Origin of the sequence: Spirosoma rhododendri, assembly GCF_012849055.1 — a bacterium.
Lineage (GTDB): Bacteria > Bacteroidota > Bacteroidia > Cytophagales > Spirosomataceae > Spirosoma > Spirosoma rhododendri.
Genome location: NZ_CP051677.1, coordinates 5,278,938 through 5,298,857 on the forward strand (window position 1 = coordinate 5,278,938; position 19,920 = coordinate 5,298,857).

The 19,920-nt window shown below is 55.7% G+C and carries 21 protein-coding genes and 1 pseudogene; 7 read left to right on the plus strand and 15 right to left on the minus strand.

Annotation, left to right across the window (positions count from 1 at the left end):
- Window positions 1–82 precede the first annotated feature (82 nt).
- The 6 genes and pseudogenes from HH216_RS22025 to HH216_RS22050 form a co-directional block, all read right to left on the minus strand.
- Window positions 83–514 (minus strand): response regulator, encoded by a 432-nt coding sequence (locus HH216_RS22025; protein ID WP_169552818.1) that lies wholly within the window; start codon window positions 512–514, stop codon window positions 83–85.
- Window positions 511–1,596, minus strand: coding sequence for a sensor histidine kinase (locus tag HH216_RS22030; RefSeq protein WP_217371878.1), 1,086 nt, complete (start codon window positions 1,594–1,596; stop codon window positions 511–513). The genes HH216_RS22025 and HH216_RS22030 overlap by 4 nt, the downstream gene beginning before the upstream one ends.
- A 220-nt stretch (window positions 1,597–1,816) precedes the next feature.
- Window positions 1,817–3,250, minus strand: a complete 1,434-nt coding sequence (locus HH216_RS22035; RefSeq protein WP_169552820.1) for a hypothetical protein — start codon at window positions 3,248–3,250, stop codon at window positions 1,817–1,819.
- Window positions 3,251–3,289: 39 nt separating this feature from the next.
- Window positions 3,290–4,168 carry a diacylglycerol/lipid kinase family protein gene (locus tag HH216_RS22040; RefSeq protein WP_169552821.1) on the minus strand — a complete coding sequence of 293 codons (879 nt, stop codon included), beginning with the start codon at window positions 4,166–4,168 and terminating at the stop codon, window positions 3,290–3,292.
- A gap of 218 nt (window positions 4,169–4,386) precedes the next feature.
- On the minus strand, window positions 4,387–5,124 hold the full coding sequence (gene fabG, locus HH216_RS22045; protein WP_169552822.1) for a 3-oxoacyl-ACP reductase FabG: 738 nt from the start codon (window positions 5,122–5,124) through the stop codon (window positions 4,387–4,389).
- Window positions 5,121–6,103, minus strand: a pseudogene (locus tag HH216_RS22050) (NADPH:quinone oxidoreductase family protein). The gene fabG and the pseudogene HH216_RS22050 overlap by 4 nt, the downstream one beginning before the upstream one ends.
- Before the next feature lie 199 nt (window positions 6,104–6,302).
- On the opposite strand from HH216_RS22050, the gene HH216_RS22055 reads away from it, so the two are divergent.
- Window positions 6,303–6,752, plus strand: coding sequence for a YybH family protein (locus tag HH216_RS22055; RefSeq protein ID WP_169552823.1), 450 nt, complete (start codon window positions 6,303–6,305; stop codon window positions 6,750–6,752).
- Here the strand turns inward: HH216_RS22055 and HH216_RS22060 are convergent.
- The 3 genes from HH216_RS22060 to HH216_RS22070 all read right to left on the minus strand — a co-directional run bounded on the left by HH216_RS22060 (window position 6,749) and on the right by HH216_RS22070 (window position 9,560).
- On the minus strand, window positions 6,749–7,573 hold the full coding sequence (locus tag HH216_RS22060; protein WP_169552824.1) for a ThuA domain-containing protein: 825 nt from the start codon (window positions 7,571–7,573) through the stop codon (window positions 6,749–6,751). The two genes, HH216_RS22055 and HH216_RS22060, sit on opposite strands and share 4 nt — an antisense overlap.
- Before the next feature lie 3 nt (window positions 7,574–7,576).
- Complete coding sequence (locus tag HH216_RS22065) at window positions 7,577–8,251, minus strand: outer membrane beta-barrel protein (RefSeq protein ID WP_169552825.1); 675 nt, start codon at window positions 8,249–8,251, stop codon at window positions 7,577–7,579.
- Window positions 8,252–8,411: 160 nt separating this feature from the next.
- Window positions 8,412–9,560, minus strand: coding sequence for an aldose epimerase family protein (locus HH216_RS22070; protein WP_169552826.1), 1,149 nt, complete (start codon window positions 9,558–9,560; stop codon window positions 8,412–8,414).
- Window positions 9,561–9,730: 170 nt separating this feature from the next.
- Between HH216_RS22070 and HH216_RS22075 the strand changes: the two genes are divergently transcribed.
- Window positions 9,731–10,600, plus strand: a complete 870-nt coding sequence (locus HH216_RS22075; protein ID WP_169552827.1) for a sugar phosphate isomerase/epimerase family protein — start codon at window positions 9,731–9,733, stop codon at window positions 10,598–10,600.
- Window positions 10,601–10,690: 90 nt separating this feature from the next.
- Here HH216_RS22075 and HH216_RS22080 read toward each other — a convergent pair whose 3' ends face one another.
- Window positions 10,691–11,692, minus strand: coding sequence for a ScyD/ScyE family protein (locus tag HH216_RS22080; RefSeq protein WP_169552828.1), 1,002 nt, complete (start codon window positions 11,690–11,692; stop codon window positions 10,691–10,693).
- Between the two features lie 276 nt (window positions 11,693–11,968).
- On the opposite strand from HH216_RS22080, the gene HH216_RS22085 reads away from it, so the two are divergent.
- Window positions 11,969–13,003 carry a sodium:calcium antiporter gene (locus HH216_RS22085; RefSeq protein ID WP_169552829.1) on the plus strand — a complete coding sequence of 345 codons (1,035 nt, stop codon included), beginning with the start codon at window positions 11,969–11,971 and terminating at the stop codon, window positions 13,001–13,003.
- A gap of 122 nt (window positions 13,004–13,125) precedes the next feature.
- Here the strand turns inward: HH216_RS22085 and HH216_RS22090 are convergent, their stop codons facing one another.
- Window positions 13,126–13,443: a cupin domain-containing protein gene (locus tag HH216_RS22090; protein WP_169552830.1), complete on the minus strand. Its 318-nt coding sequence runs from the start codon at window positions 13,441–13,443 to the stop codon at window positions 13,126–13,128.
- A 141-nt stretch (window positions 13,444–13,584) separates the two neighbouring features.
- On the opposite strand from HH216_RS22090, the gene HH216_RS22095 reads away from it, so the two are divergent.
- The gene (locus tag HH216_RS22095) at window positions 13,585–14,481 is read left to right on the plus strand and encodes a LysR family transcriptional regulator (protein WP_169552831.1); all 897 of its coding nucleotides are present in this window, start codon (window positions 13,585–13,587) and stop codon (window positions 14,479–14,481) included.
- Between the two features lie 4 nt (window positions 14,482–14,485).
- Here the strand turns inward: HH216_RS22095 and HH216_RS22100 are convergent, their stop codons facing one another.
- Window positions 14,486–15,064, minus strand: a complete 579-nt coding sequence (locus tag HH216_RS22100) for a Crp/Fnr family transcriptional regulator (protein WP_169552832.1) — start codon at window positions 15,062–15,064, stop codon at window positions 14,486–14,488.
- A 182-nt stretch (window positions 15,065–15,246) separates the two neighbouring features.
- On the opposite strand from HH216_RS22100, the gene HH216_RS22105 reads away from it, so the two are divergent.
- Window positions 15,247–16,137 (plus strand): SDR family oxidoreductase, encoded by an 891-nt coding sequence (locus tag HH216_RS22105; protein ID WP_169552833.1) that lies wholly within the window; start codon window positions 15,247–15,249, stop codon window positions 16,135–16,137.
- Between the two features lie 78 nt (window positions 16,138–16,215).
- On the opposite strand, the gene HH216_RS26775 is transcribed toward HH216_RS22105, so the two are convergent.
- The 3 genes from HH216_RS26775 to HH216_RS22120 form a co-directional block, all read right to left on the minus strand.
- The gene (locus tag HH216_RS26775; protein WP_169552834.1) at window positions 16,216–16,443 is read right to left on the minus strand and encodes a type II toxin-antitoxin system VapC family toxin; all 228 of its coding nucleotides are present in this window, start codon (window positions 16,441–16,443) and stop codon (window positions 16,216–16,218) included.
- A complete protein-coding gene (gene vapB, locus HH216_RS22115) occupies window positions 16,440–16,673 on the minus strand; it encodes a type II toxin-antitoxin system VapB family antitoxin (protein WP_169552835.1) in 234 nt (77 codons plus the stop codon). Before vapB ends, HH216_RS26775 begins: the two co-directional genes overlap by 4 nt.
- Before the next feature lie 158 nt (window positions 16,674–16,831).
- Window positions 16,832–17,308, minus strand: coding sequence for a YdeI/OmpD-associated family protein (locus tag HH216_RS22120; RefSeq protein WP_169552836.1), 477 nt, complete (start codon window positions 17,306–17,308; stop codon window positions 16,832–16,834).
- 162 nt (window positions 17,309–17,470) lie between these two features.
- Between HH216_RS22120 and HH216_RS22125 the strand changes: the two genes are divergently transcribed.
- Together HH216_RS22125 and HH216_RS22130 are read left to right on the plus strand one after the other, a co-directional pair.
- Window positions 17,471–18,469: a YeiH family protein gene (locus HH216_RS22125; RefSeq protein ID WP_169552837.1), complete on the plus strand. Its 999-nt coding sequence runs from the start codon at window positions 17,471–17,473 to the stop codon at window positions 18,467–18,469.
- Window positions 18,470–18,578: 109 nt separating this feature from the next.
- Window positions 18,579–19,826, plus strand: coding sequence for a sulfite oxidase (locus HH216_RS22130; protein ID WP_169552838.1), 1,248 nt, complete (start codon window positions 18,579–18,581; stop codon window positions 19,824–19,826).
- Window positions 19,827–19,920 lie beyond the last annotated feature (94 nt).

Consider the following 19,920-nt stretch of genomic DNA (forward strand, 5'->3'; position numbering starts at 1 on the left):
GACGACCCAACCGCGCTAGTACCTGTTCGTCACTGACTTCACGAACCGAACGGGCAGGCCCGGTCCCGGTGCGGTAAACCTGCTACTCGCCCACAGCATCTTCAGCATGGAAATACCGGCTGGCAACGTCAAGCAGCATATCAGGTCGGAGTGGTTTGTGCAGAAAATCAACGATGTGCCCGTTGAGTTTAGCCCGCTGGTAGTCGTCGGGGTTGAGCGAGGTAGTAAGCATAACCACAATCACGTTGGCCTTGTGGCGCTCGTCAAGCTGATCGTAGAGTGCCATAAAATCCCAGCCAGTCAGACCGGGCATATTAATATCCAGAAAGATAATATTCGGCTGATCGGTGGCTGCCTTCTCCTGCGTCAGAAAAGCGATCGCGTCGGTGACGTTGTTGATCGCCTTTACGGACACGCCCAACTTGGTACGCTCGATTACCTTGGTGTGTACGAGGTTGGTAAACTTATCGTCGTCGACCAGCAGAATGCTGTTCAGATCGGTGAATTTTTTCATGCTGTCTGATTAGTTGGATGGCCTGACTGATGCACAGGAATGGTGAAGAAAAACGTGCTACCCGCACCCAGCACCGACTCGACCCACAGTTCTCCGCCGTGCATCTCCACAATTTTTTTGCTGTGAGCCAGGCCAATGCCGTTGCCTTCGTAGGTTTCGCGGGTGTGCAGCCGCTGAAAAATTTTGAAAATTTTCTCCCGGTAGGCTGGCTCGATCCCTATGCCGTTATCGTTGACGGAAAACTGCCAGTACTTACCCCGCATCTCGGCCGCGACCGTCACGACCGGCGGCTGGCCCGGTTTCGTAAATTTGAGGGCGTTGCAAATCAGGTTCTGAAACAGCTGCCGTAGTTCTGTCGGGTAGACCATCACCTGGGGCAGCTGGCTGTACCGCAGCGTTCCCGCCGTCAGGGCCAGCTTCGCCGTAAGGTCCTCCTTCACAAAGTCGACCAGCTCCTGGCAATCGGTCGCGACAAACGTTTTCTCCCGCCCGATCCGGGCATAATCCAGCAACCCCTTGATCAGGTTACGCATCCGGTAGGTACTCTGGTTGATAATGTCCAGATATAGCCTGGCTCCATCATCGAAGCTATCGGCATATTCGAGCTGGAGCAACTCGACAAAATTACCCACGTTTAGCAGCGGCTCCTGCAAATCATGCGACGCGATGTAGACGAACTGTTCCAGTTCTTTATTCCGCGTTTCGAGGTCCTGGGCGTGCAGTCGGATTGTCGTTTCAGCTGCCATCCGCTCGCTCAGGTCGCGGGTAATCTTGGCAAATCCGATCAGCTGGCCCTGTTCGTTACGCGAAGCGGTGATTGTGACGGCCCCCCAGAACCGGGTTTTGTCCTGCCGGAGCCGCCAGCCTTCGTGATACACTTTGCCCGTGGCTGCGGCTTCGGCCAGCAGTTGAGCGGGCAAGCCAGCCTGGCAATCAGCTTCGGGATAAAAAACCCGAAAATTCCGGCCAACGATCTCACTGGCCGTATACCCTTTTATTTTCTCAGCTCCCTTGTTCCAGGTTTCAATATTGCCCTGTTCGTCCAGCAGAATAATGGCGTGATTATCGATCTCGTCCATCATCCTAAGCAATCGTAGTTGCTTCTCGTCTACCCTCATCCCTCAGTACACAAATTCTCCACCTTTCTTTCGGTCAACAAATGTGCCTATCCTGCTACAACACGTGCCTGAACAGCAATAATTTGTTGATAAAATTAGCGTACCTTCACGTACATATGAAACTACTCGCCACTCATATGCAAAACAGTTACATAACGATTCCCGCTATACGCCGATAGGTTGGCTAATTCGTCGTCAGGTTATCACCGTCCAGCGTAAGTAGCGTGCCATTTATCGACAGCGAACCGCCCTGCATCGAAAACGTACCGATAATTTCCAGATTCTGACAGATCGCCATCGGCATGGTCGAGTCGAGGGTAATGATGTGCGGGTCTTTGATCGTCACGTCGCTGTAGCTGGCGGGTATACAGTTGCAGGACCAGACGGTGGGGTCGTTCCAGTTGCCCGACTTAACCGAATATATGTCGTTTGAAATCGGCCCTACTTTGACAAGCCAGACCACTGCGTCCGTGTTCGTTTTTCCCTGTATATCGCCATCGGTTGATGTGGTGGTTCCGATCACTAAAAAGCCACCATCAGCCCCCGCAACAACCCCTGTAACGGTTTCGGTACCGGAACCGCCCAGCTTTTGCTGGTAGGCCAAATCTTTACCCACAACCGTCTGCATCCGAATATCTCCCTGCCGCTCATTGACGACATCAGCGGTGGTATGGCTGGCCGGGTTGTTACCGGCAACCAGAAATGAGGTGGTGAAATTTACTCGATTAGACAGGGGGCTATCCTCAGCCAAATCGCCATTCGTACTGATTCTAACCGTTCGCGTTTCAGCTACCGTAGTCGAGCCAACAGCAATCGTGGCGGTGTTATCATAGGGGCTTATAATGACGTTGTCCAAGCCACGACCACCCTTATTTTTCTGCCAGATCACGGCCAGTTGGGAGTTCAGTTTAACTACCCAGTCGGCTGGTGAAGAGGAGGCTCCGTTAGCCTTGCCGACCAGTATGTACGTACCGTCTGGCATCTGTACAATTTGTTTTGCGTCGGAATAAGTCCGTGGCTCGTTTCCGGCAGGTATGTCGACATCACTCTTTATCGTATTATTTCCATCCGCGTCAAACTTATACAAGTCCGTTCCGAACGAACTTCGTGAATAGCCCATGGTGGAGACGGCCAGAAACCCACCGTCAGCCGTGCAAATCAGCGAGTAAAACTCCCGTGTTGCCGAAGTCGATGTTTCTGTGCTCTCAACAAATGATTTATTCCAGCGAATACTGCCGTCTGCGTTTAGGCGAAACAACGACCACTTAAACCGATTGTAGGCCAGCACGCCAAAACCCCCGTCGGGCGCTGCGGCAATGTGGGTCGTGATAGTAGAATAACCGGGGTATTCGGGTGGGTTGGGTAGCGTAGTCTCCCAGATCGTATTACCTGACTCGTTCAGGCGAATCACCTTTCCGTGTAGAACAGCAAAACCGTCACTACTGGCGCGAACTACCCGTGCCTGATATGGGCTTGATCCTCGCGACGAACCAAGCAGTTGCTGCCACTGAATCGTCGGGACTTGATTTACCTGTGCTTCGGCGAGAGTCACGCAGGCCAGCAACAGCAACATACACAGCCGATACGAACGGCTAACAAAACAGTAGATATGGATCATACGGTGGGGGGTTACATAGTCAGATTGCTGGTAATGTGCTCACAGCAGCACCAGCAGGCTACCGGGCAGGATACGGATGTCGGCGCGGCCATCGGGCAGGGTGAGCGGTTCGCCGTCGGCGTGGATGAGCAACGGGCGGTCGGCCTGCACCGTCGCGTGTTTGATACTCGTGCCGCGCCAGTAGGGCGACTGATTGATGCTTTTGTTGAAAAGCCGCCACGCCAGTATCCCCCCCGCCTGCATCGGAAACGGACGCACTTCGCACTGCTCCAGCCGCCCATCAGCGATGTTGGCGGTGGGTGCCATCCAGGCGTTGTTGCCAAACTGCCCGGCGTTGGCAAACGTCATGGAAAACAGCTCTTTCTCCGCCCCATCGACCACATACCGCTCCGGCCTGTAGCGCAGAAACGCATCGAACGAGGTGCGAATGTACGTCGGCAAGCCGCGCACCGGTTGCCGGGCGAAGGCATGGGCCACATAGGCTTCGAAGCCAAATCCCGCCGTGCAGAAAAATGGGTGATCGTTGATCGTCGCGCTGTCGATCACGACGGGCCGACCGCTGAGGGCGGCCCGCACGGCACGCTGCGGGTCGAGCGGTACGCCCAGATGCCGGGCCAGCCCGTTTCCCGACCCAATCGGTACGATACCGAGGGCGGTATTTGATTGCCGCAGGGCGCGGGCCGTTTCGTTGATAGTGCCGTCGCCCCCCACGGCCAGGACGCGGGTGATACCCCGCCTTACGGCATCGGTGGCGAGTTCGGTTGCGTGGCCGGGCCCTTCCGTCACAATCAGTTCGGGCACATAGCTGGTCGCTTCGGCCTGCCGTATGATGTAGTCGCTCAGCCGCGCTTTAGCTCCCGGAGAGGCCGTACCCGACAGCGGATTGATAATGGCCAGAACGGCCGGTAATGCAGCCATCTAGCTAAAGAAAATAAACAGCAACAAGATAAAGACCAGAATAAAGACATAGTACCAGCCATCCGAAAAGATGTACGGCTTGTAGTCCTGATAGAATTTGCGAATGGGGTTCATGAGTTGGTTCAACGTTTAAGGTTTAACGTTCAAGGTTTGTGATTCAAGGTCGTCGCAGTACCCAGCGCAACCTTGAACGTTAAACCCTAAACCTTAAACTATCGTCAGATCGCCTGCCCACCATTGACGGCCAGCACGTGACCGTTGACGAAGGATGACTCGTCGGACGCCAGGAACAGGTATGCGTTGGCGATGTCGGCGGGCTGACCGATGCGCCGGGCAGGAATCGTGGCGATGGCTTTGGCTTTCACATCTTCCGGCATAGCGTCGGTCATGGCGGTCTGGATAAAGCCGGGCGCAACAGCGTTGGCCGTGATGCCTTTCGGTCCCAGTTCTTTCGCCCACGACCGTACCATGCCGATAATGCCCGCTTTGGCGGCTGCGTAGTTGGTTTGCCCAAACGCGCCGTGTACGCCGTTGATCGACGAGGTGCAGATGATCCGGCCGTACTGCTGCTCGACCATATAGGGTGCTACGACTTTCGTGCAGTTGAACACCCCCGTCAGGTTCACGTCGATCACCTGTTGCCATTCGCCGTACGACATTTTGAGCAGGCTTTTGTCGCGCGTGATACCCGCGTTGTTGATGAGTATGTCGATGCGGCCGTAGCGATCGATCACGTCGCGGGCAGCCGCTTCGATAGCGGGCACGTCGGTGGTACTGACGGTCATAAAATCGCAGCGATAGCCCTGTTGGGTCAGCTCGCGGGCGGTGGCTTCACCGTCGGGCAGCACGTCCCAGATGATAACGGTGGCTCCTTCCTGGCAGAACCGTTCGGCGGCTCCGCGCCCGATACCGCGTGCGGCTCCGGTAATGATGGCAACCCGATTTTCAAGTCTCATGGTTTATCAATGACAACGACCGCCTTGCCAATCACCGTCCGATCGAGCAGATCGCGGAGGGCGGCAGGGGCCTCGGTTAAGGAATACTGTTTGTAAATATGCTGTTTCAGCTGCCCGTCCGTAATCCAGCGAAGCAACTGACTAAAATTCTGCATGCTCAGTTTCGGCTCACGCTGGGCAAACGCCCCCAGAACACGCCTACGATGGCCGCTCCTTTGAGCAGCGCCAGATTCAGCGGGATGCTCGGAATACTGCCCCCTGCAAAACCGACGACCAGGTACCGTCCCCGCCACGCCAGCGACCGGATGGCCGGTTCGGCAAAGCGATCACCCACGGGGTCGTACACGACGTCGACACCCTTGCCAGCGGTCAGTTCTTTGACACGCTCACGCAGGTCTTCGGTGGTGTAATTGATTGTTTCCGATGCCCCCAGCTGGCGGCAAACGGCCAGTTTCTCGTCGGTCGACGCAGCCGCGATGACCCGGGCACCCATCAGCACACCCAGTTGCACAGCCGCCAGCCCAACGCCCCCGGCAGCACCCAGCACCAACAGCGTTTCGCCGGGCTGGAGATTGGCCCGGTCTTTCAGCGCGTGGTACGACGTGCCGTAGGTATACATCGTCGACGCGGCCGTGACGAAATCCATCCCATCGGGCATGGGCAGCGTAGCATTGGCATCGGCCACGACCTGTTCGGCAAAACCACCGTAACCAGTCATAGCAAAGACGTGGTCACCGGTCTTAAACCGGGTAACCCCCTCCCCCACAGCCACTACGCGCCCAGCCACTTCACCCCCCGGCGCAAACGGCATAGGCGGTTTGATCTGGTATTTCCCTTCAATGATGAGCGTATCCGGAAAGTTGACCCCGCAGGCTTCTACATCGATCAGCACCTGTCCGGCACCGGGTTGCCGGTCGGGCAGGTCAGCTAGCGTAAGCGTTTCGGGCGGGCCATACTGCTGGCAGAGGATCGCTTTCATAGTGGAGCAGTATACGGTTTTCGGTTTACAGTTTACGGTGACTGGCGCAGTTGCGTAGCCTGGACCTGTGCGCTACACGCGCTAACAATGCACTAAACTACGCGAAAATGTGGGCAAAATGGGCACTTTTCCCGGCAAACGGGCCGTCACCTGTTTGGCAAACGCGTTGGTACTGTAGTTTTACCGAAAACCAGTTACTATGCGCTACCTGTCCGTTCTCGTACTTCTGTTACTCACGCTGCCCGGCTTTGCCCAGCAAAAAGAAACCTCCGCCGATAAAGATCGCCGGGCCATTCTGCTGATCCTGAAACAGCAAACTGTCGACTGGAACAGCGGCCGGACTGAGCGGTTTATGAATGGCTACTGGCGTTCGGATTCGCTGACGTTTGTGGGCAAAGCGGGCATCACCTACGGTTACAAAGCCACGCTCGCCAACTACAAAAAACGCTATCCCAGCCGGGCGGCTATGGGCCAGCTTAAATTCGACATTCTCCAGATCGACTTTCCGGCCCCAAACATCGCTTACGTCATCGGCGCCTACCACCTGACCCGCCCGCAGGTCGGCAATGCAGACGGCCATTTCACGCTGTTGTGGCGCAAACTAAAAGGTCAGTGGTTCATCATCAGCGACCACAGCAGTCAGGACTAGTGCGACCTCGCTCCCAACCACAGCAACCCATCCAGAATTAGCTGGTTCTGCTCGGGACTGCTAAAGGTCGACGATAGCTCCTGATTGGTACCGTGTTCGTAGTCGATGTCGTTGTGGCCCATGTTGAGGTACAGCATGCGGTACCGCTTGTTCGTCCAGACGACGGGGTAGTAGCCGCTGTGCCAGATTTCGTGCGGTTTGGGACCAGTACCAAGCGGAAAGCTCGTTGAATCGACAGCCAGCAGAATGTCGATGTCAGAGTTCTTCCGCAGGTCGTTCTGCCAGCGATACCATTCATTCGGCGACGCTTTAAACGTTCGCGGCAGGTGGCGCGTAGCGGGATGCTTCGGGTCTTCGACGCGCAGAATGGCCGAGGTCGGTCGCCAGGTGTTGCTGCCGTACTGACCCGAGCCCAAAAACGTGTCGTGGTACCAGTTCCAGTTCTGCGGATAAGTCGATGGTGTCAGGGCAAAGGCGGAAAAGTGAAAGCCCATCCAGCCCCCGCCCCGCTCCATGTATTGCTGAAATGCCGCCCGCTGCGCCGGGTCGTCGGGACGCGTGTCGAGAAACAGCACGACCTGATAGCGCGACAGGAAATTGGCGTTCAGGTTAGTCCAGTCGCTGGTTGAATCGTACTGAAAGCCGTGCTGTGCTGCCATTTTCGGAAACCAGCGGTTGGCTTCATGCACGAAGCTGATGTGCGCCTGATCGTTTTTTGCGGTGTAGAACGCGATAACCCGGAAAGACGGTTTTTTCTGCGCCTGACCGCTAATCGAGAGAAACAGCAGCGGTAAAAACAATAAGAATCGAACTATCGACATTGCTTAAAACGTATAAAACACCTGCGTTTGCAGACTGGCCCGGCCCGAAAAATACGACGAATACGTACCTTGTGGCAGGTAATAATTGAACGTTGGCTGAACGGCCAGCGACAGGTGATTGCTCATTCGGTAAATAGCCCCCACCCCGACGGTTGGCACGACCGTCACGGCATGTTTACCCGTCTTAATCCGTATCTCCTGATCGTTGCCAATGTTCAGGTAGTTTGTTGACCGAAAACTCAGTAAAGCTCCTGCCGAGAAATAGGGCGACAGTCGCCGGGTCGATGATTGAAAATTGACCAGTACCGGTACCTGAACATTACGCCCACGAGTCTGACCAACAATAAAGTCTACACTGGGTGTATTTGTCTCAACACTTGGCATATCCGTCCGGGTATAACTCATCCAGACACCTGTCGACACCGACCAGCGTGGCACAAATTCATACTTACCCATCACCCCAACCGTATACCCCCGACCAGTTATCCGACTGGAAACGTCAACAGGAATTATATTCCCGTTACTGTTACCTGGCAGTAAAAACGTCTGTTTAGCTTTTAAATAACTGTACGTTGGGGCCCCGCTGACCGACAGCGAAAACTTGCCCTGAGCAAAGCCGCTGTAGGCTGACAGCAACACCATTATGACCGCAATGACGACACCAACGACAGTTTTCATGATTCGATCGGCATAAGGTGGCAGACAGTTTAGTAACGAAACGGCCGGGGCTTGCCGCCCCCGATTTCCGGGTAAACGGACAAGCCCCCGGCCTGGTTGGAACATTGTGCCGGGTTTAACAGCATCTTAACAAAATCGCTGTCTTACAGGCACTTCGACCTTATTTAGCCGAGAAAGTATAGATCGTCGTGGTCTGGTATGTCTGACCCGGCCGCAGCACCGTCGAAGGGAAGTTGGGCTGGTTCGGCGAATCAGGATAATGCTCGGTTTCGAGGCAAAGGGCAAAGCGTTTTTTAAACGTTACACCCCGTCCTTCCAGCGTACCGTCGAGGAAGTTGCCGGTGTAGAACTGCACCGCCGGTTCGGTCGACTGCACCTCCATCACCCGGCCGCTCGTTGGCTCCATCACGGTAGCCACCTTTTTCATTGTCTTGCTGCTGTCGGTCAGCACCCAGGCGTGGTCGTAGCCACCGCCATTTTTGATCTGCACGTCGGTCGAGTCGTTGATGCTCTTGCCGATGACGCGGGGCTGGGTAAAGTCGAAGGGTGTACCGGCTACGGGTTGCAGCTGCCCGGTCGGGATCAGGTCTTTGCTGACGGGGATAAATTTGTCGGCGTAGATCGTTACGACATGATCGAGGATATCGCGCTTCACACCACCCGTCAGGTTGAAATACGTATGGTTGGTCAGGTTTACGACGGTCGGCTTATCGGTCGTGGCTTTGTAGTCGATCTTCAGCGCGTTGTCTTTTTGCAGCGTATAGGTCACTTCCACACTCAGCGCGCCGGGGTAACCTTCTTCACCATCCTTCGATACGTAGGTCAGTTTCAGCGCCGGTTCGTCGCCATCGATGGGCGTAGCCGCCCAAACGCGTTTGTCGAAGCCTTTCGCGCCACCATGCAGACTGTTGGGGCCGTTGTTGGTTGGCAGCGTATACGCCTTACCGTCGAGCGTAAATTTCCCCTTCGCAATCCGGTTGCCGTAGCGGCCGATCAGCGCCCCAAAGAACGGAACGCCTTTTTCGTAACCCGCCAGCGAATCCATTCCCAGCGTCACTTCCTCAAACTTGCCCTCCTTATCGGGGGCCGTCAGCGACACGATGGCACCGCCGTACGTAGAAATTTTGGCGGTCATACCGGCCGCGTTGTGCAGGGTGTACAGATCGACGGCCTGCCCATCCGACAGGGTTCCGAACGACGCTTTTTCGATACCGGCCTTTTGCTCAGCATCTTTCTTGGGGGAACAGCTATTCATCATCAGTAAGCCACCGGTTAGTACGGTCAGCAGAAATCGGGTTGAAACAAACATAGGAGCTTGTGTTAAGAAGGCACCGGCTTTCGGTGTGTTATCGGTTTTCTGACTCCTTAAAGGCTTTTCGCGAACGAATGTACTGACCTTGCCGGTGAATTTCTAAACAGTCGTTCAGCGGTAGAAAAGCTTTACATTCGCGTTTTACCTCAGTATTCTCAACTTTTATCATGCAACGACGCGATTTTATCCGGCAGTCAGCCCTGCTGACCGCTGGCGCTCTTACCCTCAGCCAAACCAGCCTACTGGCTGGTGCTCCTGCTAAAACCATCAGTCCATTCGGCGTACAGCTATACAGCGTACGCGACGTTATCGGCAAAGACCCCAAAGGCGTGATGACGCAGCTGGCTCAGATGGGCTATAAACAGTTTGAAAGCTACAGCGGTCAGCAGGGCTTTCTGTGGGGCATGACGCCCGCTGAGATGAAGTCATTCCTCAAGGACATCGGCGTCAATATGGTCAGCACGCACTTCAACTACGGCCAGCAGAAAGACAACGACAGCGAACTGCAAAAAAGCTTCGATATGGCGAAAGGCGCGGGCCTGACCTATATCCTCTGCCCGTACATCGGCCCGCAGAAGTCGTTCGACGACTGGAAACGCATTGCCGACCGGTTCAACGTCGTTGGCGAAATGGCCCGAAAAAGCGGGATGAAATTCGGCTATCACAACCACGACTACTCGTTCAAACCACTCGACGGCAAGATTCCGCAGGAGTACCTGCTGGCCAATACCGACCCCAAGAACGTGATGTTCGAGCTGGACCTGTGCTGGATCGACGTAGCGGGTCAGGACACCGAAGCGCACCTGAAAAAGTACGGCAAGCGCTACGAACTCTGCCACATCAAGGATTACAAGAAAGTGGATGGCAAACCCGTGCAGAACGACCTCGGCAAAGGAGCCGTCGACTTCAAAAAGACGCTGCGCGTCGCGATGGAAAACGGCATGAAGTATTACATCGTCGAGCAGGAAGAATACCCCGGTGAGGTATTGGTCAGCATGAAAAACGATGCTGAGTACATGAAGACGTTATCTGTGTAGGTGTACAGTTTTCGGTATACGGTTTACGGTGGTAATTCCCCGCTGGGCGACCGGTGCGTGATGACGCCAACTGTAAACCGTATACCGTATTTAAAACGTGATTTTCGACAGCGTTCCGTCGCCCATGCTCAGTAGGTAAGCGGTGTGATTGTCGGCCACTTTCAGGTCGGTCGGCATATTGAGGTTATCCAGAATCACGTCGCTGCTGGAGCCTTTTGCCCGTAATAACCGGCCCGTCTTTGGCGTGAATCCCTGCGCCCCGAACGTACCAAATTCGAGCACCAGATAATTACCGATTCCGTCGTTCTCAATATCGACCAGACTGTTGAACGTTTGCTGGAACACGGTGGTGTTACCCCCGAGGTCCATACGGTAGATCATCGCCTTGCCAGCCGGGAAGGGAAAACCCAGCAAGGTACTCATGGCAAACTGTCGGCTATCGTAGGTAATCCCCGTCGGAACCGACTGGATAACCGGTGGGCCAACAGGAGTTGGGTTGGGGATGCCCGGCACCGCCGTCACAACACTCAATTGCCCGGTTTTCGACCGCCTGATGACCGCATTTGCGGCTGCGTCGGCGAAATACAGTGCGCCATCGGGGCCCAGAGTCATGTTGTACAGGTGCGATTCGCCCGTGTCCTGCGCGAAGTTGTAGTCGATCACAAACTGCTGAATATTTTCCGGAGTTAGACTACTTGCGGCAACCGACGCATTACCAGCGTTGATTGAAGCAAGACTAATCGTGTACAGCCCCTTCGCGTTCAGGATGTACAGCATCCCATCGGCGGCAAGCAGGTGGTCGGTTGCATCCAGCTCGTTGTCGGGGCGTCTGAACGAGTACAGGCCCGTAACCACAGGCCGTATCGTACCGTCCGGCGCAATTTCCGATACGCGACCGTCATTGTTACCCGTTCCCTGTTCGCTCACAAAGACCCGCCCACTGGCGTCGGTTTCTACCCCAATCGGACCCACCAGCCCCCTGACCAGTGTAGTCACTGTCGGCTGGATGGGGGCGGTAAGCTGGTGATCCTGGCAACTGGAGAGAACGCACCCAGCCAGCAAAAACGGCAATACAGGAAGTTTGTAGCGCATAACATGAGTTGTTTTAAGAGGAAGTTGCGGCTGGCCTGAACCCCAGACCACCTGCTATCAAATATAAATCCCTGACAAGCAACCCACTACAATCATATTCGTAAACGGTCGAGTATGGATCGCACCCTAGAAAATCATACGCCTGCCTCCTGTCCCGGCTGTTCTGGCTTGTTGACAGTAGTACCGGCGTAACCCACTGCCCGATTCCGGCGTTATCACTAGAACCGTCTACTAGTCGCGCTGTACGCATTTCCGGCTGGCTCCCCGCGGCCACTTATGTTCGAATCGCTCTCTCTACTCGTTCTACTGCTCATTTTTGTCGTAGCCGCAGCCGTTGTCTGGTGGGCCGGTACATCACTTTCCGATACCACCGACACACTCGACAAACGCTTTAAATTGGGCGAAGCACTGGGCGGCACCATCGTACTGGCTGTCGTGACCAACCTGCCCGAAATTGCTATTACCGTCAGTGCTGCCCTGAGCAACAAAATTGAACTGGCGGTGGGGAATATTCTGGGTGGCATTGCCCTGCAAACGGTGGTGCTGGTGCTGCTGGATGCCTTCGGCGTGGGCAAACAGGATACGCTGACGAGCAAGCAATCGTCGCTGACGCCGGTGCTGGAAGCCGCCCTTGTCATCGCCATGCTCACGCTGGTTGTGATAGGCCATCAGCTTCCCGACGATCTTGTTTTCGCCCGACTTACCCCGGTCAGTATCCTGCTGATTGGGGTCTGGATGGTGGGCGTCTGGCTCGTAGGTAAGTCGCACAACGGGCTAGCCTGGCAAGCCAGTTCCCCCACTACCACACCCGGCAAGGGGCAGTCGGACACCGACAAACGTAGCACGGGAAAAACGGTACTGCTGTTTGGCATTGCCGCGCTGGCAACGCTGGCAGGTGGGGTTGCGCTGGAAGAAAGTGGCGGTGCGATGTCGAAAAAGCTGGGTATGGACGGCGTTATTTTCGGCGCCACGGTGCTGGCAGCGGCCACCTCCCTACCCGAAGTCTCGACGGGCCTCGCGTCTATCAAAAACAAAGATTACACGCTGGCCATCAGCGACATATTCGGTGGCAACGCCTTTTTACCCGTCCTGCTGGCACTGGCAACGATCATTTCGGGCAAGCCCGTGCTGCCCACCGCCCAGAAAAGCGACATTTACCTGACGGGGCTGGGCATACTCGTTACGGTACCGTACATCTACGGTGCCCTGTTTCGCCCGAAACGCCAGATCGCCCGGATGGGTCTCGACTCGTTCGTGGTGCTGATCGTTTACCTTATCGGTGCCGCCGGGCTGTTTATGATCGCGAAGTAGCTACAGACTGGCTCCATAGTCATTAATTTTTGTCATTCCGAGGTACGAGGAACCTTCGGTAGCAAACGGTTTACACTAATATCCGAAGATTCCTCGTACCTCGGAATGACAAGCAAAACCAGCTACCGGTTGGCGTTCCAGACCAGAATCGTGCAGCCGCTGGGGCTGGTGGCGTGGTGCTCCGTCCCGACGGGGTAATACAGGTAAGCGCCCGGCCCAAATTCGCGTCCATTCTCTACCTGCGGATCGACATACACACCATCGACCACGAACACCTCATCCGGAACAGAGTGGGCATGAACGGGGAAGGCCCGCCCGGCGCCAATGCGAATCAGCGTCCGTTTTTCACCCGGCAAACTACGTAACATCGTTTTCTCAACGCCTTCGGTTACGGTTTCCCACGTCTGTTCGGCTGCGTCGATAGTCTGTATCATCGTCATAGATTTTGTATTTTTCACGAAGTTAAGCCGTGATAGTATTTCGCGAATAGCACGCCGTGAACCAACGCACTATTTTCACGCTGCTGGAGTAGCCGTAATGGTACTGCGAGTTCGAATCCCTCGCTCTCTGTAACTTGCCACATGTTCGATTTTCGCCTGACCGTTTTTTATACCGTTGCCAAGCGGCTGAGTTTTACCAAAGCAGCCGCTGAACTATTTGTGACCCAGCCCGCCATCACCAAGCACATTCAGGAACTGGAGAGTCAACTGGGTATGGCGCTGTTCGACCGGCGGGGGAATCAGATCAGCCTCACCACGGCGGGAAACGTGCTGCTGCGCCATGCCGAAACGATTATGGGGGTGTATCGGCAGATCGAGTTCGACCTCAACGCGATGAAGGGGCAACCCGGTGGGCGGCTGCGGCTGGGCGCCAGTTCGACCATTGCCCAATATGTGATTCCGGCGGTGCTGGCGCGGTTTCAGGAACAGTCGCCCGACGTGACGCTGTCGCTGCTGAGCGGCAATACCGACCAGATCGAGCAGGCCCTTTTAAACAATGATATTGACCTGGGGCTGGTGGAAGGGCGGACGCACCACAGCGACATTCGCTACACGCCCTTTGTAAAGGATGAGCTGGTGCTCGTCTGCCGCGCTGACCATCCGCTGGCCAGCCGCGACGAGATTTCGCTGGACGAACTAAAGACGGTGCCGATTGTACTGCGCGAACGCGGGTCGGGGTCGCTGGAAGTGGTTGAACACGCGCTGCGCGGAGCGGGCCTCCGCCTGACAGATTTGAAGCTGGGCCTGCAACTGGGTAGTACGGAGGGCATAAAATCGTACCTGAGCAGCTCAGACAGTATGGCGTTCATTTCGATTTTCGCGGTCCAGGACGAGCTAAAAAGCGGCACCCTGCGCGTACTGGACGTAGCGGCCCTGACCATTCGGCGCGACTTTTATTCGATTCAGTTGCAGGGCGTCGGCGAGGGGCTGGCCGATACGTTTATGCGTTTCACCCGGCAGCAGTACGCCCGGCGGTGAGGCACTACCGGAGTTGGTGATGCTTCTGCCGGACACGACTCAGCGTTTCCCGCGTCACACCCAGATACGACGCCACCATGTGCAACGGTACGCGTCGGAGAACGGCGGGCTGCTCGGCCACAAACGCGTCATATTTCTCTTCGGCCGTGTAGCTGATGTTGGCGAAAATTCGCTGTAAGCTCTCGTTGTGACTTTCCTCCCGCACCCGGTCCGACAGTTGCCTGAACGTAGGAATAGCCGCGAACAGCTCGTTCATGGTTTCCTTCGTCCACAGCAGCAGGGTCGTATCTTCCAGTGCCTCAATGTAGCAGTGTGACGGCGTCTCGTTGACATAGCTTTCCGGGTCGATTGCCCACTGACTTTCGGCGGCAAACCGCATGACTGACTCCGCTCCGTCTTTGCTAACCCGGTAGACCCGCAGCAACCCACTGAGCACAAACAGCTTATGACGACACACATCGCCTGCACACAGCAGCGACTGACGCTTTCGTACGGATACTGGTGTGGCGCAGGCTTGTATGCGCAGCAGATCATCGTCGGTAAACTGGCCTTTCGAGCGTAGGTACAGATCGAGCTGATTCATAAGTTGGTTAAACCGGTTGCAGCGTAAACGGCAAATCGCGCCAGATGGTGCAAACGTCCGCTTCGATCTCGGCGCCTGCTTTTGTGACAAATGTCCTCGCATTGGAGCCACTGACTGCGGCAATTTTGCTACCGGAAAGTAACAAGTTCCACCCAGGTCAGCAATCATTATCTCAACTTATCATGCGTGTTTTTCTTACGGGAGCCTCCGGGTTTGTCGGCTCCGCTATTGTTCGGGAATTAATCGGGGCCGGGCATCAGGTCGTTGGTCTGGTCCGCTCCGAGTCGTCGGCCAAAGCCCTTACCGAAGCGGGGGGCGAACCGTTTATGGGTAGTCTCGACGATATCACCGGACTGACGCGCGGAGCCGATGCGGCCGATGCCGTTATCCATACCGCCTTCACTCACGACTTCGCCAACTTTGCCGCGGCAGCCGCTGCGGATAAGCGAGTCATCGAAGCGTTCGGCGAAACACTCGCGGGTTCAGATCGCCCGCTCATCACCACGGGCGGTTTACTGGGAATAAAGCCCGGCAACGGTGATCTGATTACGGAAGACGATGCCTCAACCTCGCCGGTTCGCCTGTCAGAAGCGGCTACCATAGCACAGACAGCGTTGGGCGTCCGAACGTCGGTGATCCGGTTGGCTCCGTCGGTACACGGTCCCGGCGATGACCACGGCTTTATTTCGGCGCTCATCACCATTGCCCGCAACAAAGGTGTTTCAGCCTACATTGGCGATGGTACAAACCGCTGGCCCGGCGTACACCGGCTCGACGCAGCCCGCTTGTATCGGTTGGTATTGGAAAACGGGACGGCGGGTAGCCGCTACAACGGAACGGCCGAAACAGGGTTGACATTCCGCCAAATTGCAGCACTGATTGGCGAACGCCTGAATGTGCCCGTTGTGTCCGTAGACCCCGATGAAGCAGCCAGTCATTTCGGTTGGATGGCGCACTTTGCCAGCATGGACTGCCCTACATCGAACCAGAAAACGCGGGACCAACTGGGCTGGGAACCCACCCACCCCGACCTGCTCAGCGACCTCAACGCGGGATTTTATTTTGAGCAGTAATCTTATTTCTTCAATCGGGTCAGGCACACTACATCAGCGAGTGTGTCTGGCCCGACTATACTAGGTATGATCGGAACTCTATCGGAATAGCACGACGTCGTAAAGCGGAAAGTTAGCGTCCTGCGTCATAACTGTTAATTGCTCGACTTGCGCTTGTGCAATCAACATGCGATCAAAAGGGTCGCGGTGGTGAAGTGGCAGCTGTTGATATGCTAACACGTGTGTCATTTCGCGCCAGCGCTCCGGCAGACTTTCGTCGCCAGTTATGTACCTGATGACAACGTGCGTATCCAGTAGTAGATTCATCGCATGTATTCCTCCATATCATCTAGTGGAGCGTCAAAATCCTCTGCGATGTATGTAATTAATCCCTTTCCAGCACCAAACTTATTCGGTAGTTGGGGCGTGGGGTCAGTTTTCACCGGCTGATCTTTTGCTTTTTTGTAATTCAAAAATTCTACAAAATCCAAAACCTCTGCCTGAAGTTCGGGGGATAGCTGGCTGACTTTCGCGTCGATTTGTTCCAGAACAGACATACCGTATTCGTTTATAGCCCAATATACTACGTTAACCGGCACGGTCAACCAGGTTTTCATAATAGATGGCTTTACACCAACCTGTTCGACGTACTACAGTTTTGTTCCCAAAGTCGGGCCAGGCATACTACGTCAGTGAGTGTGTCGCCTTACTGATTTCAGGGTTTGTCGCGGCCGACGAACCTGTTCTTTCCCAACAGAAACCCGATAGCCTTTGCCACGTTGGCCAGTACGCGCTCTTCCGACTTTAGTTTGGCAAAATAGCGCAGCATCTCCTGCTGTCGAGACGGACTCATGGCGTCGTAAACGGTGCGTGCTTCGGGGTTATCAGCCAATGCTTCCACCCATTTCGGATGTGCCGCTATGGTTCGATCTATCGGGTCGTAGGCTATTGTAAGCGTAATCGTTTCGCCCACGCGCCGGGGCGATTGCTTCAACATCATTGTGTTGATGTACAGCCGCCAAAGTCCCTTGTAGCGGACAAGCGTCTGGGTATACGGTCGGCCGTTGAGTAGCCCGGCAACGGGGATAGCTCCGCTGGTTTTGCCCGACTGAACAAAGATGGTAGTCAGTATATCGTCGGGTACGGCTACGAACGGATTCACACCGATTATGTCGATAACGGCGTCGAACATGGGGGAGATTGCCGGGAGTTCATAGCTGGCAAACGCCGGGAATAGCCATTTCTACCCACACCGTAACAACCTGCATAACCGTCGGTAATCGGGTATCAGTAGCCGTGATTGGCCCGGCACGACCGCACCTTGCACCTTTGTAGCCGACAAATAGTACAGGCTATGAACACCGCGCACCCACCCACCGACACCGCCCGCCCACGCCCCTGGCAGCAACAGGCGCAGCGGCTGCTCGACCACCGTTTTACCACCCGTCAACTACTATTTTTCGGGGCCGTGCTTCTCTGCCTGACACCCCTGATGCCGCCCCCGCTGGCGCTGCTGCTTGGTCTACTTATCGCGCAGTTCGTCGGTCATCCATACATTCATCTTAATGGTAAAGCCACGCATTGGCTCTTGCAGGCGTCGGTGGTCGGGCTGGGCTTCGGCATGGACGTACACAGTGCCGTACAGGCGGGTAAAGAAGGCGTTCTGTTTACCGTTGCGTCTATAACCGGCACCCTGACCGTCGGGATTTTGCTGGGCCGCTGGCTGAAAATCGACCGGGTGACGGCCCACCTGATTGCGGCTGGTACGGCTATTTGTGGCGGGAGTGCCATTGCCGCGCTGTCGCCGGTGGTACGGGCAAACGAAAAGCAGTTGTCCGTTGCGTTGGGTACCATTTTCATTCTCAATTCGGTTGCGCTGCTGGTTTTTCCCGCCATCGGGCAGTGGCTGCACCTGACGCAGCAGCAATTCGGGCTGTGGTGCGCGCTGGCTATTCACGACACGAGTTCGGTGGTTGGGGCGGCTGCCCGGTTCGGCCCGGAAGCGGTGCAGGTGGCGACGACCGTCAAGCTGGCGCGGGCACTCTGGATTATCCCCGTTGCGCTCGGTACAGCGACCCTTTTCAAAACCGGCAAGGGCCGAATCAGCATCCCCTACTTCATCGGCCTGTTCGTGCTGGCGATGATTGTGCATACCTATCTCCCCGCCATTCAGCCCGTAGCCGACGTACTGGTGAAGCTGGCGCACATCGGCCTGACGCTGACGCTATTTCTGATCGGTGCGGGCTTATCGGGCAAAGTCATCCGGGCGGTGGGCTGGCAACCGCTGGCACAGGGTATTCTGCTGTGGGGGCTCATTTCAGCCGCTTCACTCTGGGCGATTCTGGCATTTTAGAACGAAGAACGATGTGCGATAGGAGAAAACAGGGCCGATGATACCGTCTTTCAGCTAGTGTCTTTCTGCTATCTCAAGTAAATTGCATAACCCTTTTGCTTCATTTCACATGGATCGTACTCAACCCAAATCTGCGCTGTTTAACCGGCGGGGCTTTCTGAAAACATCATCGCTGGCAACGCTGACAAGTTTGTTAGGCACAAATATCGTCTTCGCCGACCGGCTGCCGAAGCATTACTTACCGCTGGTATTCGACGGGCAAATCGACCCCATGGCCACCAAAAACAAGAACATGGTGGTGCTGAACGACAAGCCGTGGAATGTAGAAACGCCAGCCTATCTGCTCGACGATGCGGTGACGCCCGCCGACAAGATGTTTATTCGGAACAACGGCCTGATTCCCGAATCGATCGACGTAAAAAACTGGACACTGACCATCAACGGCGAGTCTGTAAAAGCGCCGAAAACGTACACGCTAGCCGACCTCAAAACCAAGTTCAAACCCTACACCTACCAGCTGGTGCTCGAATGCGGGGGCAACGGCCGGGCCGGGTACTTTCCTAAAACCGCCGGTAATCAGTGGACCGAAGGGGGCGTTAGCTGTGCCGAATGGACGGGCGTCCGGCTGAAAGATCTGTTGGCCGACGCCGGTATCACCGACACGGCCGTGTACATCGGCTACTATGGGCAGGACCTGCACCTGAGTCGCGACCCAAAACAACCCGTTATTTCGCGGGGTGTACCCATCGCGAAAGCCCTCGAAGACGAAACGCTCATCGCCTGGGCCATGAACGGGCAGGATATTCCGCTCGTTCACGGCTACCCGCTACGGCTGGTCGTTGGCGGCTGGCCCGCGTCGGTATCGGGGAAATGGCTGCACACGATAGCCGTCCGCAACAAAGTCCACGACGGGGCCAAGATGACCGGCAAAAGCTACCGGGTTCCCATCCATCCCGTCCAACCGGGCGTTGACCCACCGGCCGATCAGTTCAAGATTATCGAGTCGATGCCCATCAAGTCGGTGATTACGTTTCCGCAGACAGGCATAGAGCTACCAATGGGTCAGAAGCTGTCGCTGCGGGGCCATGCGTGGGCGGGCGACCGGGTCGCGAAGGAGCTGCACGTCTCGATCGACTTCGGCGAAACATGGCAGAAGGCGGAACTGAAAGCGCCCAAAAACCGCCTGGCGTGGCAACACTGGACCGCCGACGTGAGCTTCCCGACGCAAGGTTACTACGAAGTGTGGGCGCGGGCCACCGACGACAAAGGCGTATCGCAACCAATGGTCATGCCGCAGTGGAACCCCGAAGGCTACATCAACAACGCCTGCCATCGTATCGCGGTAAAGGTGGTGTAAGTCCTGACTACCGCGAATTGTCTCAAACAGCATCCTGCTGTTTGCGTAACTGTACCGGCAACAAACAGCAAGATGCTGTTTGAGACAAGATATT

Excerpts from the sequence above, each read along its gene's own strand:
- HH216_RS22025 (WP_169552818.1), bottom strand. The coding sequence starts at position 514 with ATGAAAAAATTCACCGATCTGAACAGCATTCTGCTGGTCGACGACGAT.
- HH216_RS22030 (WP_217371878.1), bottom strand. The coding sequence starts at position 1,596 with ATGATGGACGAGATCGATAATCACGCCATTATTCTGCTGGACGAACAG.
- HH216_RS22035 (WP_169552820.1), bottom strand. The coding sequence starts at position 3,250 with ATGATCCATATCTACTGTTTTGTTAGCCGTTCGTATCGGCTGTGTATG.
- HH216_RS22040 (WP_169552821.1), bottom strand. The coding sequence starts at position 4,168 with ATGGCTGCATTACCGGCCGTTCTGGCCATTATCAATCCGCTGTCGGGT.
- fabG (WP_169552822.1), bottom strand. The coding sequence starts at position 5,124 with ATGAGACTTGAAAATCGGGTTGCCATCATTACCGGAGCCGCACGCGGT.
- HH216_RS22055 (WP_169552823.1), top strand. The coding sequence starts at position 6,303 with ATGCGCTACCTGTCCGTTCTCGTACTTCTGTTACTCACGCTGCCCGGC.
- HH216_RS22060 (WP_169552824.1), bottom strand. The coding sequence starts at position 7,573 with ATGTCGATAGTTCGATTCTTATTGTTTTTACCGCTGCTGTTTCTCTCG.
- HH216_RS22065 (WP_169552825.1), bottom strand. The coding sequence starts at position 8,251 with ATGAAAACTGTCGTTGGTGTCGTCATTGCGGTCATAATGGTGTTGCTG.
- HH216_RS22070 (WP_169552826.1), bottom strand. The coding sequence starts at position 9,560 with ATGTTTGTTTCAACCCGATTTCTGCTGACCGTACTAACCGGTGGCTTA.
- HH216_RS22075 (WP_169552827.1), top strand. The coding sequence starts at position 9,731 with ATGCAACGACGCGATTTTATCCGGCAGTCAGCCCTGCTGACCGCTGGC.
- HH216_RS22080 (WP_169552828.1), bottom strand. The coding sequence starts at position 11,692 with ATGCGCTACAAACTTCCTGTATTGCCGTTTTTGCTGGCTGGGTGCGTT.
- HH216_RS22085 (WP_169552829.1), top strand. The coding sequence starts at position 11,969 with ATGTTCGAATCGCTCTCTCTACTCGTTCTACTGCTCATTTTTGTCGTA.
- HH216_RS22090 (WP_169552830.1), bottom strand. The coding sequence starts at position 13,443 with ATGACGATGATACAGACTATCGACGCAGCCGAACAGACGTGGGAAACC.
- HH216_RS22095 (WP_169552831.1), top strand. The coding sequence starts at position 13,585 with ATGTTCGATTTTCGCCTGACCGTTTTTTATACCGTTGCCAAGCGGCTG.
- HH216_RS22100 (WP_169552832.1), bottom strand. The coding sequence starts at position 15,064 with ATGAATCAGCTCGATCTGTACCTACGCTCGAAAGGCCAGTTTACCGAC.
- HH216_RS22105 (WP_169552833.1), top strand. The coding sequence starts at position 15,247 with ATGCGTGTTTTTCTTACGGGAGCCTCCGGGTTTGTCGGCTCCGCTATT.
- HH216_RS26775 (WP_169552834.1), bottom strand. The coding sequence starts at position 16,443 with ATGAATCTACTACTGGATACGCACGTTGTCATCAGGTACATAACTGGC.
- vapB (WP_169552835.1), bottom strand. The coding sequence starts at position 16,673 with ATGTCTGTTCTGGAACAAATCGACGCGAAAGTCAGCCAGCTATCCCCC.
- HH216_RS22120 (WP_169552836.1), bottom strand. The coding sequence starts at position 17,308 with ATGTTCGACGCCGTTATCGACATAATCGGTGTGAATCCGTTCGTAGCC.
- HH216_RS22125 (WP_169552837.1), top strand. The coding sequence starts at position 17,471 with ATGAACACCGCGCACCCACCCACCGACACCGCCCGCCCACGCCCCTGG.
- HH216_RS22130 (WP_169552838.1), top strand. The coding sequence starts at position 18,579 with ATGGATCGTACTCAACCCAAATCTGCGCTGTTTAACCGGCGGGGCTTT.